This window comes from Lutibacter sp. (genome assembly GCF_041555395.1).
Taxonomy (GTDB): Bacteria; Bacteroidota; Bacteroidia; order Flavobacteriales; family Flavobacteriaceae; genus Lutibacter.
In genome coordinates this window covers 23,531-40,530 of sequence record NZ_JBFFKM010000021.1, presented here as the reverse complement: position 1 = coordinate 40,530, position 17,000 = coordinate 23,531, and the positions used below count along the sequence as shown (strand labels likewise).

Here is a 17,000-nt window from a genome sequence, read left to right as displayed (position 1 = left end):
TTAATATAATATCTATTGGCGCCTTGGTAAATGGTATTTCCTTGTCCAAATTTTCCATTATAAACAATTTCTAAATCGTTGGCAAAAGGCCTGTAATGCAAAGCAAAATCAGTTTTAGCGCTTTTTGCTTCATAATCCATTAAATCTACCTCATTATAACCAGTTCTTGAAACTGTACCTAATGTTCCTGCAGGAGTACCAAAAGTAGCATCCATATTAATTGAAACCTCATCTCCATATACGTTTAAACCGTCATAAGCAGGATTGGCTCTTGTAGCTCCAGGATTGTTATAATCTTCATAGTCTGTAGCATACCACTCTGTTCCTTTTAGGAACGAAAATGAAGCTTTTGCAGCAAATTTATCACTGAATTTATGTGCAATTCTAATTCCCACATCAACAAAACTATTATCTCCAGCTGCTTTTTGAGAGGTAATTCCTGTTTTTCCATAAACACTAATTCCTTCAGAAGTAAACGGGTTTTTACTTGTCATAAATAAAATACCATTAAAGGCATTAGCCCCGTACAAGGCAGAAGAAGCTCCCGGAAGTAATTCAACGGTATTCACATCAAGTTCAGACATTCCCAATAAGTTTCCTAAATTAAAGTTTAAAGCAGGGGATGAATTGTCCATACCATCAACCAACTGCATAAAACGCGTGTTGGCAAAAGTTGCAAAACCACGGGTATTGATTGATTTAAATGTTAAACTATTCGTGTTAACATCCACACCTTTTAAATTTTCCAATCCGTCATAAAAAGTTGGAGAAGACGTGTTTTTAATATCCCTAATGTCCATTCTTTCAATAGTTACCGGAGACTCTAAAACGCGTTCTGGTGTCCTTGATGCTGATACAACTACTTCATCTAACGCTGTGGCAGATTCGGTGAGCAATACGTTAACAGTTTGTTCCATTTGAGTAATTTCAACTTTAGTTGATGCATACCCAATAAGCGAAATCTCTAAAGTAAAAGGTGGATTCTGAGCTACTTTAAATGAAAAGTTTCCATCAAAATCAGTGGCAGTCCCAATTGATTTACCTTCAACTTTTATATTAGCGCCCGGAATGGGCTCACCAGTTTTTGCTTCTTTCACATTTCCTGTAATAGAAGTTTGGGCAAACACAACTGAACCCATAAAAAGTACAAAAATAATACTTAATAATTTTTTCATAATATCCTAAATAATAATTGGTTAATGTTGATGCAAAATACAAAAAAATTTCAATTATTATAAAAAAGGAAATAAAAAAAGGAATAAAATCTAGATTTTATTCCTTTTCCCTGATAATATGATAATTATCAACCTGTTGTAAAGACCCAAACCTGTCCAATAGTTTGTCCGCCTTTGTTATCTTTCACCACTATTTTCCAATAATACGTTGTTGAAGCCGATACGGTTTTGGTTAAAGTGGCTGTACTTTGATTTGGTGAAGCAACAATTGTTGGTGGATTTGCTGTTCCAAAGTATACATCATAGGTTAAAGTGTCGTTGGCATCCGCATCACTTGCCGTCCATTCTAAGCTTACCGTTGTTCCGCTTTGCACTGAATTTAAAGCCGGACTCAACAAAACCGGTGAAAACGGCAAATGATTTGAAACACTTTCTCCATAGGTATAAAACTTATATACCAAAGAGTAACTGCTGGAGTCTTCATTATCCGTTGCTTTTACGCGCCAATAATATGCAATATCTTCCTCTAAAGGAATAGTTTGTGCGGTACTTTGGATATTGAATATTTGTTTATCTAATGTGAATGACATGTTTTGCGCTACTTCTATTTGATAGGTTATCACATCTCCATCTGAATCTGAAGAAGCATTCCATTTAAAAGTTACAGGATTCTCAATACACAATAAATTATTAGCAGGAGACATCAATGTAGGTGCTGTTGGTGCATGGTTAACGTCACTACCTCCACCTCCGCAAGACCACAAACCTATACTTAGTAATGCAATATATAAAAGATTTTTCATTCGTTATTGTTTGATAATTTTCAAGGTAACGGGTTTGTCTAAATTTACTTTTGCAAAATATAAGCCCGTTGGTTTGTTTTCCAGGCTTATCTGAACTTTCCCGTAAACAACCGGATAGGTTTTTACCGAAATCAATTGTGAAAGGACGGAATACAATTCAATAACAACTTCGGTTTGAGTTGTAGGAACCGTGATTTCAAAAGTACCTTGGGTAGGATTGGGATAAGCAATAACGGCATCAAATAAATCGATTATTTTTGAATAAATACCCTCACAACTTACACTCGTTTTAACTTCTAAAACATCACCGCTTTTTACATCAACAGAGAATATTCGCGAAGATGTTTGAAACTGTTCTTGTCCGTTTACAAAAATATTAAATGGAGTGGTTCCTTCCACAATTTCTACAGAAGCTTTGCCCGCTGCAACACTTGTTTTTCCTGAAACCGTTGTTCCTTCAACAACTTCAACAGTATAACATTGCGAATAGGTATCGCCAGCAACACCAATACAAAAATCATAGGTATCTGGCTGTAAATTTTCAAAAGTATAATTGTTAGTAAAAGTTTTAGTAGTGCTAAAACCTAAAGAGCCTGTAACATTAACTTCATAATTATGCGACTCTATTGCTGAAATTATTATTTGTCCATTGCTTTTATTAGGGCAAGTTTCTCCTATAACCTCAATGTTGAAATTATTAGAAGGTAAACTGAAAACGCTGGGAACACCACAAATTTCAATGCTCCAATTATTAATGATTCCTAAATCTTCAGGCCCTGAATCTATCGCTTTTAATATCCAATTACCTAAAGAGTATTCGTTATTAAAAGTTGACAAATTCCCTTGAGGCATAAAACTACCTGTATAAGGAGCTGTTCCATTGCTAATTGAAATAGACGCATCATCATCAAAAACAGTGTTTGCATAATCAACGCCTTCGTCATATCTGCTGGCTACTAAAAGTACTGAAGTACCGGCTGGACTTATTAACATCAAATCCAAATCTCCTATCCAAGGATGGGTGATGTTCACGGTAACATTGACATCTCTAATGATTTTATTGTTCGTAATAAAAATTTTTGAAGAGGCACCTGTGGCATTGTAATCAGGAATATTCAGGGGGACATCGATGGCATTTTCGATGTCACAAACATCATTTTCTGTTGTAAAATTAAATGAGGAAGAAAAACTGCTCTCCCCACAACCGTTTATCGATTTAACCCTCCAAAAATAATTGGTGTTAGGCTGCAAAAGTTGAGGATTATACGAATTAATGTTCACATTTTCCCATTCCACAATTGTTACGAAAGAAAGGTCAGTTGCAATTTCTACATTGTAATTCAGGGCGTTTACATCACTTGCCCAACTTAAAGTAAAAGGTTTTAAAACTTCTGTTGAACCATTTGCCGGTAAATTTAATACAGGTGCATTTATGGTTGAAGAAAAAACACCCAAATTTACAACGGTTGTTTTTGTTATTGAAGAAGAAGTTCCGATAACCGAAATATTATAATTATTAACATCCGCATTTGCTATTCCGTTCACCTCCATTTGAACTGGAGTATTGTCAGCTGAAGCTGAAGCTGGTTTAAAAGTAACCGTTGTGCCGGCGGGATTTCCTTCATAAGAAAAAGTTGTTACTTCGTTAAATTCGTTAAAAGTATTATAAGTGAAGCTATAAACAGCATTTTCCGGAATACAAACATTTTTAGAAGAGGTGTCAAAATTCATTATAAATTCTGACCTTTGGATGGTAATATTTTTGGTGTTTACCGAATAAAAAATATTCTCAACACTTTCTACTTTAATCCGAACTGTTTTTGTTGTTGAAATATTTGGAACAACAATAGGTTGAGATCCGTCGTTGGGTGTATCAGAAGCTAATGTTATTGGGTAAGTTAAACCTCCATCAACAGATAAAAGTATGTTTACAAAAGAACAATTTACAGGGGCCAAATTAGAATTGGCAACATTCCAAGTAATTGTTTGGGCAGTTCCAGTATCCCAAGTTACTGCAGCAGATTGAGAAGTAACCTTAAACGGACCGGCACCTCCAATGAAAGTAACAACAGTTTCCCTACTAGCCGTTTGTCCGCCGAAAGGATTGTTATCTCTAACATTTACGCCAAACCGCATCGTTCGGGCAACAGAAGGCAATACTTCCCACGTATTTGATAAATTTCCTGCATTTACTGTTGTTTGATTTGGAAAATAACGCATTGAAGAACTGACTGGAAGTGTTGACCTGAAAGCCGGACCAACAGTAGCTGTTGAAACTGGAGGAGCAGTAGCTATTTCGATATCCAATTGTTCCCATGTATACTTTAAATTATCTCCATTAATATCCAACGCATTTGCATTTAATATAAAAGGGGTAGAAATTGGGATCGTATAATTGAGCAAGTCATTTACTGTTGGCGCACTATTCCCCGTTACCGAAATTGCTGCGCATGTACTCTGTCCTGTTGAAATATTTGCAAACATTTCCCTGATACTCACCAAATGAAAATAAGGATCTGCAAGGTTTTGCACATTTTGCGGTGCACAAAGTCCGGCATAGGACATAATGGTTGAACCGCTCCCGGGCTCAACTGCTGTTGCTGCATTTTTGTTAGCACCGGCACAATTGCTCGCTTCTCCGTTAAAGGTGTGATGTGCCCCGTATTGATGACCCATTTCATGGGAAACATAATCTATATCATATGCATCTCCTATTGGATTGGTTGACCCAGTTATTCCCCTAGCTTTTCCATCACCACAAGGAGAACTTAACTGCGCCAGACCTCCGCCTCCTGTACTAAAAGTATGTCCTATATCATAATTGGCTGTTCCAATCTTAGTATCAATAACTGTCTGGCTTTCTTCCAATAATAAATCGGAATCGTTATTTGTGAAACCATCAGTTAATGCATCTAAGAATATAATATTTGTGTTATTTGCTACGAGTATCATCCTTATGGCAACATCTCTTTCAAAAATGCCGTTTACCCTGGTCATAGTTGTGACTATTGCCGATAAAACTGCCTCTTTTTTTATGGCATCTGTTGCCGTGGAACTTATTCCTTGTCGGTCTAAATGAAACTGAGCATATTCTCCAGTTGTGGCAACTGCCAATCTAAAGGTTCTTAGTTTCCCGTCATTTGCATTTTCGGCTTTAGCAGAAATGGTTGTTGTGGTTGTTTTTTGGGAAGTATTTACCTCATCAAATTTACATTCAAAGGGTTCAATGGCAGGTAAATTTTTACTAGAATAAAAGATGTAAGAATCATTGTTTTCAGTATAAGGATCAATATAAACACTTCCTTCAGCATTACCCAAAAACATGGCATGCAAACCAAATGGAGACACACTGAATCTTATTGCGGAACCAGGATTGTCAATTCCTTTTCCAACATAAGACCTGATATCAGGATATTGTTTTTGAAGATTTTCTTCCATGACTGAAGCTTCAAAAATCCGATATTTTTCCAGCTTTCCATTTTCATTCGGAAAACTTATAACAGTATTCGATTTTTCTAAATTTCCTTTTCGTTTTGGGGCATTATTTAACCTGCTTTTAAGCTGATTTACATTTAATTGATATATTTCAAATTTTTTCGGAAGGGATTTTCTGATTAATTTTTTTGAAGCGGTTTTCTCAAAATCAGTCTTTTTAGTCCATAATTCATCCGAATTTTGTGCAGAAACGGCAAAAATTAATAGACACAAAGAAAATGTTAATAACAACTGTTTTTTACAATGTCGTTTCATAAATTAATTTGATGTTGAGACAAGCTTAATTTACAAAGATAATAGGATATTCCTTTGCTTACAATTTTAATACCAAATTAATCACACACATCAATCTCGTTTTAATTAATTAAAGTATTTTTGTAATCCATAAATAACCAATACTGTTTTCAACTTTGAAAATTTATACCGATTTATCTAACTATACTTCAACAAATAAAACTTTTGTTACCATTGGCACCTTTGATGGCGTGCATGTTGGCCACCAAAAAGTATTGTCAAATCTTGTCCAAAGCGCAAAAAAAAACAATGCTTCTTCTGTTTTATTGACATTTTTTCCGCATCCCAGAATAGTTTTGCAGAAAAATGCCAGTATAAAATTAATCAATACTATTGATGAACGTATTAAATTGTTGGATAAAACAGGGTTAGAAATATTGGTGATTCACGAATTTACGAAAGATTTTGCTGAAAAAACGGCATTCGATTTTGTGAAAAATGTATTGGTTGACAACCTGAAAATTTCTAATTTAATTATTGGTTATGATCATCGCTTCGGTAAAGACAGGGAAGGTAATTTTGAACAATTAACCGCCTTCGGGGAAAAATTTGGTTTTAAGGTGAACAAAATACCCCAGCAAGAAATTGACCACATTACCATCAGCTCCACAAAGATCAGAAAAGCCATTGAACTTGGCAATATTGAGGACGCAAACCGCTATTTAGGGTATTATTTTATGCTAACCGGGGAAGTTGTAAAAGGCAAAAATTTAGGAGAAAAAATTGGATTTCCAACTGCAAATTTATCGATAAAAGAAACCTACAAACTTTTACCTAAGACAGGGTCTTATGTTGTGAAGGCTGAACTGGAAGGTGAAACCGTTTACGGTATGATGAATATTGGATACAACCCCACAGTAAAGGGCAAAAACCAAACAATTGAAATTCATTTTTTTGATTTCAACAAAGATTTATACGGTAAAACCATTCAAATTGATGTGTTGAAATTTTTGCGGGAGGAGCAAAAATTTAATTCTGTCGAAGATCTGAAAAATCAATTATTGAGAGACAAACAAAATTCATTAAAAATAATACAAAACAATTATTTTGACCTTTAAATTTACTAAATTCATCAAATGAAAAAGCTACTCCCATTACTCATTTTAATAATTGTCTCTTGCAAATCGACTAAAAATACAATTTCAACTTTTGTGGTAAACGAAGCTTTTTTGATAAATACTGTAAATTGTCCCGAAAACGGCACTTGCACCATTGAATTGCTGCCAAACACATCCTTGGAATTTAAAAAAGATGAATTTGGCAATACCTATCCGGTGATTGAAGAAGGAAATAAAACGATTTTTAAATATATCTATACAAGAAATCCAGTTCCAAATACCCAGGACAGCAATTATTCGGAACTTGTTTTTGCCGAATTGGATTCAATTGTTTCAGAAAAAACATTCACCGATGAAGCACTTCAAAATATAAAACTGCACTTTGGCCGCTTGTGTTTTTGCAAAGGCGAAACGGGTTATTATCCAGTTAAAAACGGAAAATTTAAAATCTCTAAATCTTCTAAAAAATCATTTAAAATAGACTTTAATTTTAAGATTAAGGAGGTTCCTCAAATTATTTCGGCAATAAACGAAACCGTTTGTGTTAAATCAAATGAAACGAGCAAGACAAATTTAGACATACAAAGAAATGATTAATGGCGAACCTGCCTGCCGGAAGGCAGGTAGCATCTGTTACCACTAAAAAATAAAATTAAAACAGATGAAACTAATTAACCTCTTTTAACTGCAATTTGTTAAATTTGCCTTTCAATTAAAGGATAATAATCATGTTACAAGTTGCGTTTATTAGAGAAAACAGAGAAACTGTTTTAAAAGGTTTGGCGAAAAGAAATTTTAAAAACGCTATAGAAATGGTCGACAAAACCATTTTGGCAGATGAGGAAAGAAGGGCAATACAAACAGAACTGGATGCTGTTTTAGCCGAATCCAACAAACTTTCTAAAGATATCGGTGGACTTTTTAAATCAGGCGAGACCCAGAAAGCGGCTATTTTAAAACAAAAAACCATTCTGTTAAAAGATCAGTCAAAGGAATTATCTGAAAATCTTCAGCAAAAAGCAACCGAATTACAGGAGTTATTGTACCTGATTCCAAATATTCCAAATGAAATTGTGCCTGCAGGAACTTCCGCAGAAGACAATTTAAACATTTTTCAGGAAGGTGATATTCCAAAATTGCACAAAGGAGCCATGCCGCATTGGGAATTGGCAAAAAAATATGACATTATTGATTTTGAACTTGGTAATAAAATAGCCGGAGCTGGTTTTCCCGTTTACAAAGGAAAAGGAGCAAAATTACAACGCGCTTTAATCAATTATTTTTTAGATAAAAATACCGCTGCCGGTTATGATGAAGTTCAGGTACCGCATTTGGTGAATGAAGCATCGGGATTTGGAACCGGACAATTGCCCGATAAAGAAGGGCAAATGTACCATGACGCCACAGATAATTTATATTTAATTCCAACAGCGGAAGTTCCAGTTACCAATATTTATAGAGACGTTATTTTAAAAGAAGAAGAGTTTCCCATTCGTAAAACAGCTTATACGCCTTGTTTTAGGAGAGAAGCCGGTTCTTATGGCGCACATGTTCGCGGTTTAAACAGATTGCATCAATTTGACAAGGTTGAAATTGTAAGAATTGAACATCCATCAAATTCATATGCAGCTTTAGAACTTATGGTAAATCACATAAAAGGAATTTTGCAAGAGCTGAAATTGCCTTATAGAATATTGCGATTGTGTGGTGGCGACTTGGGGTTTACTTCGGCCTTAACTTACGATTTCGAGGTGTTTTCTACGGCACAGGATAGGTGGCTTGAAATTAGTTCAGTTTCAAATTTCGAAACATTTCAGGCAAATCGGTTGAAACTTCGATTCAAAAACAGCGAAGGAAAAAGTGAATTGGCACATACGCTCAACGGAAGTTCGTTGGCATTGCCACGCGTTTTGGCCGGCTTGTTGGAAAATTGTCAAACGCCCGAAGGAATTAAAATTCCGGACGCTTTAGTATCATACTGCGGATTTGAATACATCAATTAGCACAAACAGTGAACATTAATTTTTTGTAATTATTCATTTCAATTAACGCCTCAAAATAAGCGTTCAATTGTCCGTTTTTCATGAAATTTATTGCGCTACTCTTTTTTGTTTCGTAATTTTCTACAAGTGCTTGCATAACTTAAAATTTAATGGTTCTTTCTAGAAAGACTTTTTACGCGTAAATTTGTAACAGCACAATTTAGAAAACCCCTTTATTTATAAAAACTTTAACACTTGTTTGGTTATCTTTGAAAATGTAAAAATCACTTCATGCGCTGCACTTTATTTCTACTTGTCTGTTTTTTTTCCTTGCAAATTTATGCACAGGAAACGCAACTGGCATCCCAATATTTTAGAAATGGCGAATATGAAAAAGCAGCTTCTGTTTATAAAAGTTTGTATGAGAAAAATCCATTAAACAACAATTATTTAAACTATTTAATTGACTGCTATCAGCAGTTGGAAAAATTTGAAGAAGTTACAGACCTCCTTAATTTACAATTAAAAAAATTTCCGAATCAAGAATATTTATATGTTGAATTGGGCTACAATTACCAATTGCAAAATCTTCAAGACAAGGCAGTTCCCTATTATGAAAAAGCCTTAATTTTCATTGAAAAATCACCAAATGCAGGCTATTTTATCGGTAAAACTTTTCAGGATAATTACCTGCTCGATTATGCATTGCTTGCTTATAACAAAGCAATGGAAGTAAATCCGAATGCCAATTATAAATTTCAAATTGCATTAATTTATAGTGAAAAAGGGGAGATTGAAAATATGTTTAACACCTATTTAAACCTTATTGAAACGAATGAAAATTACGAATCGATTGCGAAAAATTATATCGGAAAGTTTATTACTGAAGATTCTGAGAGCGAACCTAACTTTTTGCTGAAAAAACTCTTATTAAAACGATCGCAAAACAATCCTAATAACACTTGGAACGAATTGTTGAGCTGGCTTTTTATTCAGCAAAAAGAATATGACAAGGCATTTATTCAGGAAAAAGCGCTGCATAAAAGAAATTTAGAAAACATAAATGGTGTTGTGGCTCTTGGAAAAATCACCTTTGAAAACAATGATTTTGAAATCACAAAAAACTGTTTCAACTATGTATTGGAAAATACGGTAGATTTAGAAACGGAATTAATTGCCAAGTTGTATTTGCTTGAAGTGGCTAATAAAACAAACGAACCAAATGAAACTATTGAAACCCTTTTTCAACAATTTTTCAACCAATACGGAAAAAATGTTGCCACTATTAATATCCAAGCGATTTATGCGGAATTTTTAGCCTTCAAAAAAAATGAACCTGAACAAGCCATTTCAGTATTAAAAGAAGCCTTAAAATTACCTGTCAATCAATTTCAAAAAGGGTATTTAAAAACAAAGTTAGCCGATATATTGGTGTTTGACAACAAATTTAGCAGTGCATTAATATATTATACCCAAGTTCAAAACGATTTAAAAAATCAAACCATCGGACAAACAGCGCGGTTTAAAATTGCACAAACTTCCTATTTTAAAGGTGATTTTGAATGGGCGCAATCACAGTTAAGCGTATTGAAAAAGTCCACTTCGCAACTCATTGCAAACGATGCGCTGGCCTTAAATCTGCTCATTACGGACAATGTGGTAAAAGACAGTTTAAAAATGGCATTGAAAAAATATGCTGTTGCCGATTTACTCTCTTATCAAAATAAAAACAAACAAGCCATTGATACTTTAATGGTTGTTTTGAGTCAATACAAAGGACATCCCATTGAAGATGAAACATTGTTTAAACAAGCGCAGTTATTTGAAAAAATAAATCAGTTTACCGATGCAGAAAACAACTATTTGCAAATTATCAACCTAAACAAAGAGGATATCTTAGCCGATGATGCGCATTATTATTTGGCTGAATTATATTTAAATAAATTAAACTCCGTTGAAAAAGCAAAAGAATACTATCAAAAAATTATATTTGAATACCCATCGAGCATTTATGTAGTTGATGCACGCAAAAAATTCAGAAAACTACGAGGCGATGAAATAAATTAACAAAATTTGAATTATTTAATCTTTTAATTTTTGAATCTTTGACCATTTGAACTTTAGCCTTTAACCTTTGAAACTTTTAACTTTTAACTTTTTTAAAAACATGTACATCTACAACGTTACCACAAATATAGAAGAATCCATTCATGACGAATGGCTAAAATGGATGAAAGAAAAGCACATTCCCGATATGCTCTCAACCGGAAAATTCAACTATGCCAAAATGTGTCAAGTGATTATTGAGGAAGAAATGGGAGGTACCACCTATTCTGTACAATATTCTACAGACAGTTTAGAAACTTTGCAGGATTATTATAAAGAAGACGCTGTGAGATTACGTGATGAGGCACTTAGGCTTTTTAGCGGTAAATTTGTAGCTTTCAGAACCGAATTAAAAGTGATCAGTGAACAATTTAGTATGAGCGTTAAAAACTAATTATAATGAGTGTCAGAGCAAAAAAACACCTTGGGCAACATTTTTTGAAAGACGAGCAAATAGCACAAAATATTGCCGATAGTTTAACAGAAAATGGTTATGAAAATGTATTGGAAATTGGTCCGGGAATGGGTGTTTTAACAAAGTACCTGCTTAAAAAAAAGTTAAAAGTGCACGTGATTGAAATTGACACAGAATCAGTGGAATATTTAAAAGCCAACTATTTAAATTTAGCCGACAGAATTATTTTAAAAGACTTTTTAAAAATTAATTTATCCGATTATTTTGGAGACGAACAAGTGGCGATTATAGGCAATTTTCCTTATAATATTTCCACTCAAATTGTTTTTAAAACACTTGAAAACAGACATCAAATACCTGAATTTTCAGGCATGTTTCAAAAAGAAGTCGCCAAACGCATCGCAGAAAAAGAAGGCAGTAAAGTATATGGAATATTATCTGTATTAACCCAAGCCTTTTATGATGTTGCGTATTTATTTACGGTTCCCCCCACCGTTTTTAATCCGCCGCCAAAAGTGGAATCCGGTGTAATACGGCTTATAAGAAAAGAGAATTTCACCCTACCTGTTAACGAAAAACTTTTTTATACTGTTGTTAAAACCGCATTCAACCAACGAAGAAAAACATTAAGAAACAGTTTAAAAACACTCAATTTATCTGATATTTTAAGAGAAGACCCTATATTTGCAAAACGTCCGGAACAATTATCTGTGCAAGAATTTATAAGTCTGACTTCTAAAATAGAAAACGATGTCATTTGAAATAACAACAGAATATATCGAAGAAATTAAGCAGTTAATTGCTGACGGTAAAAACGAGGAAATTTTAAAGCACCTGGAAGAGGTGCATTACGCCGACATTGCTGAAATTATTGAAGATTTAACCGTTGATGAAGGAATCTATTTAATAAAATTACTCGATAGTGATGTAACTTCTGATGTTATTACCGAATTAGATGAAGATACGCGTGAAAAAATATTAGGTGGACTTTCATCCAAAGAAATTGCAGAAGAAATTTCTGAATTGGATACTGATGATGCTGCCGATATTATTGCTGAACTTAACAACCGACAACAGGAAGAAGTAATTTCCCATATTGAAGACACAGCACATGCAAATGACATTAGAGACCTTTTGCGTTATGACGAAAATTCTGCTGGTGGTTTAATGGCAAAAGAGCTTGTAAAAGTTAACGAAAATTGGAATGTGCTTACTTGTGTTAAAGAAATGCGCGCCCAGGCAGAAGAAGTGTCGCGCGTACATTCCATCTACGTGGTTGATGACAATGATACCTTAAAAGGCCGTTTGTCTCTAAAGGATTTATTAACAACCTCAACCAGAACTGCTATTAAAGATGTATTTATAAAAAAAGTTGATTTTGTGCATGTTGATGATAAAGCGGAAGATGTGGCGCGAATCATGCAAAAATATGATTTAGAAGCCATTCCTGTTGTTGATAAAACTGGTCGCTTGGTGGGGAGAATCACCATAGACGACATTATTGACGTAATTACAGATGAGGCTGAAAAAGATTACCAAATGGCGGCAGGGATCTCACAAGATGTTGAGGCCGATGATACCATTTGGGAATTGACAAAAGCACGCTTACCTTGGCTAATTTTAGCCCTTTTGGGCGGATTTGTAAGTGTTTCCATTTTAGGCGGGTTTTCAACTGCGTTGGTAAAATATAAAGAACTTTTCTTTTTTACGCCGTTAATTGCTGCTATGGCGGGAAATGTTGGCGTACAGTCTTCTGCAATTATTCTTCAAGGCTTGGCAAATGATACTTTAAAAGATCCTTGGTTGAAAAGACTTCTGAAAGAAGTTTCTTTAAGCCTATTAAATGGCTTGGTGCTCGCCGCTATTTTAATGTCTGCAGGCATGTACTTTTTAGGCTTCGACGTTAAAGTTGGACTTACCGTTGCCATTTCCCTGGTTTCAGTAATTATTATCGCCTCTATAATTGGAACATTTGTACCCCTTCTTTTAGACAAAGTAGGAATAGATCCTGCATTGGCCACAGGTCCTTTTATAACAACAAGCAATGATATTTTTGGAATTTTAATTTATTTTTGGATAGCCAAAATGATTTTAGGATTTTAATTTTTGGGCATTACACTTCGTGTCAGGCTTTTCGCACTCGCTTTTTAATTATTTCCAACAATAAAAAGAGCTCAAACAATTGATTCAACCCTTAATGCAAATTGATTTACGATTTTTGATTTTGAAGCTATCATAATCAAATTTTAACAGTAAACATCATGAGTTTGGCAAATTACACCTGCATTCATGATGTAAAATACTTGATGTCTAACACCAAATAACAGCTGCTAAAATCTAAATTTCTTGAACAAATCCCAAAGAACAACACCTACGCTTACTGAAATGTTCAAAGAATGTTTGGTGCCAAATTGTGGAATCTCAATGCAATAGTCTGAAGCAGAAACCACTTTTTGCTGAACGCCTTTTACCTCATTTCCAAATACTACCGCATATTTTTGGTTTGGTTCTATGTTGAAATCTTGCAGCATCGTGCTATTTTCTGCCTGTTCAATGGCTAAAATTTTAATTTTTGAAACTTTTAATTTTTGAATAAGCGCAAGCGTATCTTTGGCATATTCCCAATCAACAGATTCTGTAGCGCCCAAAGCGGTTTTATGAATATCCTTATTTGGTGGTTGCGCCGTTATTCCGCATAAATAAATTTTTTCAATTAAAAAGGCGTCACTTGTCCTGAAAACCGACCCGATATTATTTAAACTTCTAATATTATCGAGAATTACAATGAGGGGAATTTTGGCTGTTTTTTTAAACGCTTCAACATCCAATCGTTCCAATTCGCTGTTTTTTAATTTACGCATTTATTATTGTTTAATCGTTTATTTGTTTAACTGTTTAATCGTGTAATTGTTTTAGGCTCTTTTACTCTATTCCTAAATTTTTTAATATTTCATTGGCTTATTGCCTAATTGGCTCATTGGCAAATTTTTTAATTCTTTAATTTTTCAATCTTTCAATTAAAATGTAACTTCGCAAAACTAATGTAAATTCTTAAAAAATTGGCGCCAAAAATCGAGAAAGTCTCTCCCTTAATGAAACAATACAATGCTATTAAGGTGAAATATCCTGATGCGATGTTGTTATTCAGGGTTGGTGATTTTTACGAAACTTTTGGTGATGATGCCAAAAAAGCATCCCAAGTTTTAGGAATTGTATTAACCAAACGTGGCGCAGGAAGCGAAACCGAAACCCCTTTGGCAGGATTTCCGCATCATTCGCTGAATACTTATCTTCCAAAATTAGTAAAATCAGGAATGCGGGTGGCAATTTGTGACCAGTTGGAAGATCCGAAAATGACAAAAACCATTGTAAAACGTGGCGTTACGGAATTAATTACGCCTGGCGTTTCCTTAAACGATGAAGTTTTACAATCAAAAAGCAATAACTTTTTAGCTGCGGTACATTTTGGAAAAAGATTGCTCGGGATTTCATTTTTAGATGTTTCCACAGGTGAATTTTTAACCGCCCAAGGAAATTCGGAATACATTGACAAGCTGCTCCAAAATTTTAGTCCGAGTGAAGTATTGGTCCAAAAACAACACAGAACCAAATTCAACGAGCTTTTTGGCGACCGTTTTTACACTTTTTATTTAGAAGACTGGATTTTTCAGCCCGAATATGCCAACGAAGCCTTAACCAATCACTTTAAAGTGAAAACCCTCAAAGGTTTTGGGATTGAAGAACTAGAAGAGGGCATCATTGCTTCAGCAGTGGTTTTATATTATCTGTCCGAAACGCAACACAACAAATTAGACCATATTGCTGTCATCAATCGCATTTCAGAAGAGAATTATGTTTGGATGGACCGATTTACCATTCGAAATTTAGAGTTGTATCATTCCAATTCGCCAAATGCCGTTACGCTTTTGGAGGTTATTGACAAAACCATTTCGCCAATGGGCGGAAGATTACTGAAACGTTGGTTGGCATTGCCTTTAAAAGACCTTAATCGTATTAAAAAGCGCCATGATATTGTAAAGTATTTTATGGACAACGACGATTTTTTTGAGTTGACCACTTATCAAATAAAGCAAATTAGCGATATTGAAAGATTGGTTTCAAAAGTTGCCACAGGAAAAGTGAATCCTCGCGAAGTTGTAGCGCTTAAAAACTCATTAAATGCCATCATTCCCATAAAGGAAGCCGCTGAAAAAAGCAACAATGAATCATTAAAAATAATTGGCGAACAGTTGCAAAGCTGCACCATCATTCGACAAAAAATTACCAAAACCTTAAATGAAGATGCTCCGGTAAATATTGCAAAAGGAAATGCCATTGCAGGAGGTGTTTCGGCCGAATTGGATGAGTTGCGTGCCATTTCAAAGTTGGGAAAAGGATATTTGGACAATATGCAGGCTCGCGAAATTGAACGAACCGGAATTTCTTCCTTAAAAATTTCCTTCAACAATGTTTTTGGGTATTATATTGAAGTGCGCAATACCCACAAAGACAAAGTTCCGGAAGAGTGGATTCGTAAACAGACTTTGGTAAGTGCCGAACGCTATATTACTGAAGAATTAAAAGAGTACGAAACCAAAATTTTAGGCGCCGAAGAAAAAATTGGAAAACTGGAACAAGAACTTTTTGCAGAACTGATTAGTTCCCTTATGGATTCTATTCAGCCCATACAACTGAACGCCCAGTTAATTGCCCAAATTGACTGTTTAAGTTCTTTTGCCGAAGTTGCCAAACAAAACAATTATGTGCGTCCGCTATTGGATGAAAGCACTGATTTGGAGATTAAAAACGGTAGGCATCCGGTTATCGAAAAGCAATTGCCCATTGGTGAGGAATACATTGCCAATGATGTTGTTTTAAACAGAAATCAGCAACAAATTATTATGATTACCGGCCCTAATATGAGCGGTAAATCGGCCATTTTAAGACAAACTGCCTTAATCGTTTTGTTGGCGCAAATGGGAAGTTACGTACCAGCACAAAACGCCCGGATTGGTGTGGTCGATAAAATATTTACGCGTGTTGGCGCCAGTGACAATATTTCTATGGGTGAATCCACTTTTATGGTGGAGATGAATGAAACAGCCAGCATTTTAAACAATATTTCTGAAAGAAGTTTGGTCTTATTGGATGAAATTGGCCGAGGAACAAGCACTTACGACGGAATTTCAATAGCCTGGGCCATTGCCGAATATTTGCATGAACATCCTTCAAAAGCAAAAACATTATTCGCCACACATTATCATGAGTTAAATGATATGACCAATACTTTTGAACGTGTTAAAAACTTTAATGTCTCCGTAAAAGAATTGAAAGACAAGGTTGTTTTCCTGCGGAAATTAGTTCCCGGAGGCAGCGAGCACAGTTTTGGTATTTACGTTGCAAAATTAGCCGGAATGCCTTCATCAGTTATTCACAGGGCTTCAAAAATGTTGAAGCAACTCGAAAAAAACCACACCAACTCCAGCGTAAAAGAAACCCTGAAAACGGCTTCTGAAAACGACATGCAATTGAGCTTTTTTAAGTTAGATGATCCTTTGCTCGAAAATATCAAAGAAGAAATTCTCTCCACTAATATTGACATACTTACCCCTATTGAAGCCTTAATGAAATTGAATGAAATAAAACGGATGCTTACAAAAAAATAATCTGTA

The 17,000-nt window shown here is 34.8% G+C and carries 12 protein-coding genes; 8 read left to right on the top strand and 4 right to left on the bottom strand.

The features are described from left to right. The 3 genes from ABY285_RS06440 to ABY285_RS06430 all read right to left on the bottom strand — a co-directional run. The coding region (locus ABY285_RS06440; RefSeq protein ID WP_372768222.1) for a carboxypeptidase-like regulatory domain-containing protein at positions 1 to 1,175 on the bottom strand (1,175 nt) is incomplete at its 3' end. A gap of 128 nt (positions 1,176 to 1,303) precedes the next feature. After that, entirely contained in the window at positions 1,304 to 1,978 is a 675-nt protein-coding gene (locus ABY285_RS06435) for a hypothetical protein (protein ID WP_372768220.1), read from the bottom strand. A 3-nt stretch (positions 1,979 to 1,981) separates the two neighbouring features. Then, positions 1,982 to 5,728, bottom strand: coding sequence for a reprolysin-like metallopeptidase (locus ABY285_RS06430; protein ID WP_372768218.1), 3,747 nt, complete (start codon positions 5,726 to 5,728; stop codon positions 1,982 to 1,984). A gap of 155 nt (positions 5,729 to 5,883) precedes the next feature. Here ABY285_RS06430 and ABY285_RS06425 point away from each other — a divergent pair, with 155 nt between their 5' ends. From ABY285_RS06425 to mgtE, 7 genes are all read left to right on the top strand, one after another. Beyond that, positions 5,884 to 6,825: a bifunctional riboflavin kinase/FAD synthetase gene (locus tag ABY285_RS06425; RefSeq protein ID WP_372768216.1), complete on the top strand. Its 942-nt coding sequence runs from the start codon at positions 5,884 to 5,886 to the stop codon at positions 6,823 to 6,825. 18 nt (positions 6,826 to 6,843) lie between these two features. Then, positions 6,844 to 7,422 (top strand): hypothetical protein, encoded by a 579-nt coding sequence (locus ABY285_RS06420; RefSeq protein ID WP_372768214.1) that lies wholly within the window; start codon positions 6,844 to 6,846, stop codon positions 7,420 to 7,422. Between the two features lie 131 nt (positions 7,423 to 7,553). Further along, positions 7,554 to 8,828 (top strand): serine--tRNA ligase, encoded by a 1,275-nt coding sequence (serS, locus tag ABY285_RS06415; protein ID WP_372768212.1) that lies wholly within the window; start codon positions 7,554 to 7,556, stop codon positions 8,826 to 8,828. Positions 8,829 to 9,098: 270 nt separating this feature from the next. Beyond that, positions 9,099 to 10,874, top strand: a complete 1,776-nt coding sequence (locus ABY285_RS06410) for a tetratricopeptide repeat protein (protein WP_372768210.1) — start codon at positions 9,099 to 9,101, stop codon at positions 10,872 to 10,874. Between the two features lie 100 nt (positions 10,875 to 10,974). Next, a complete protein-coding gene (locus tag ABY285_RS06405) occupies positions 10,975 to 11,307 on the top strand; it encodes a DUF4286 family protein (RefSeq protein WP_372768208.1) in 333 nt (110 codons plus the stop codon). A 5-nt stretch (positions 11,308 to 11,312) separates the two neighbouring features. Continuing rightward, positions 11,313 to 12,089 carry a 16S rRNA (adenine(1518)-N(6)/adenine(1519)-N(6))-dimethyltransferase RsmA gene (gene rsmA, locus ABY285_RS06400; protein ID WP_372768206.1) on the top strand — a complete coding sequence of 259 codons (777 nt, stop codon included), beginning with the start codon at positions 11,313 to 11,315 and terminating at the stop codon, positions 12,087 to 12,089. Further along, positions 12,079 to 13,431, top strand: coding sequence for a magnesium transporter (gene mgtE / locus ABY285_RS06395; protein ID WP_372768204.1), 1,353 nt, complete (start codon positions 12,079 to 12,081; stop codon positions 13,429 to 13,431). The genes rsmA and mgtE overlap by 11 nt, the downstream gene beginning before the upstream one ends. A 227-nt stretch (positions 13,432 to 13,658) precedes the next feature. On the opposite strand, the gene ABY285_RS06390 is transcribed toward mgtE, so the two are convergent. After that, a complete protein-coding gene (locus ABY285_RS06390; RefSeq protein WP_372768202.1) occupies positions 13,659 to 14,189 on the bottom strand; it encodes an RNA methyltransferase in 531 nt (176 codons plus the stop codon). Positions 14,190 to 14,420: 231 nt separating this feature from the next. Between ABY285_RS06390 and mutS the strand changes: the two genes are divergently transcribed. Beyond that, entirely contained in the window at positions 14,421 to 16,994 is a 2,574-nt protein-coding gene (gene mutS / locus ABY285_RS06385; protein ID WP_372768200.1) for a DNA mismatch repair protein MutS, read from the top strand. The last annotated feature ends 6 nt before the right edge of the window (positions 16,995 to 17,000 follow it).